This is a genomic window from Mesorhizobium sp. M2A.F.Ca.ET.039.01.1.1 (assembly GCF_003998035.1).
Classification (GTDB): Bacteria; Pseudomonadota; Alphaproteobacteria; order Rhizobiales; family Rhizobiaceae; genus Mesorhizobium.
This window is the reverse complement of sequence record NZ_RZRY01001579.1, coordinates 1-407: the sequence shown is the minus strand read 5'-3', so window position 1 is coordinate 407 and position 407 is coordinate 1. Positions and strand designations below refer to the sequence as shown.

Sequence of the window (407 nt, the reverse complement as noted above, 5' to 3'; positions counted from 1 at the left end):
CCTCATCCGCCTGCCGGCACCTTCTCCCCGTATAGTGACGGGGAGAAGGCTCAGGACGGCCCCGCTCAGCTCTTGCTCGACGCCAGCACCAGCACCGGCTTTTCGCTGTAGAGCTTCGGGAACAGCGTCTTCAAATTCGCCACCTTCGGCAGGTCGTTGTAGACGATGTAGGGATAGGTCGGGTTCAGCGTCAGGAAATCCTGGTGGTAGTCCTCGGCCGGATAGAAGGTCTTGCCGGTCTCCAGCGTGGTGACGATCGGCTGGGAAAACACCTTGGCCTTGTCGAGCTGGGCGATGTAGCTCTCGGCCACCTTCTTCTGCTGGTCGTTGCCGGCAAAGATCGTCGAGCGGTACTGCGTGCCGTGGTCCGGCCCCTGGTAGTTGAGCTGCGTCGGATTGTGCGCGAC

1 protein-coding gene is annotated in these 407 nt (G+C 61.7%); it reads right to left on the bottom strand.

All coding sequences use genetic code 11. From position 1 onward, the window contains the following. Positions 1 to 65: 65 nt before the first annotated feature. Positions 66 to 407 (bottom strand): peptide-methionine (S)-S-oxide reductase (locus tag EOA24_RS41000; RefSeq protein WP_189354738.1); only part of this gene is annotated, 342 nt, incomplete at its 5' end.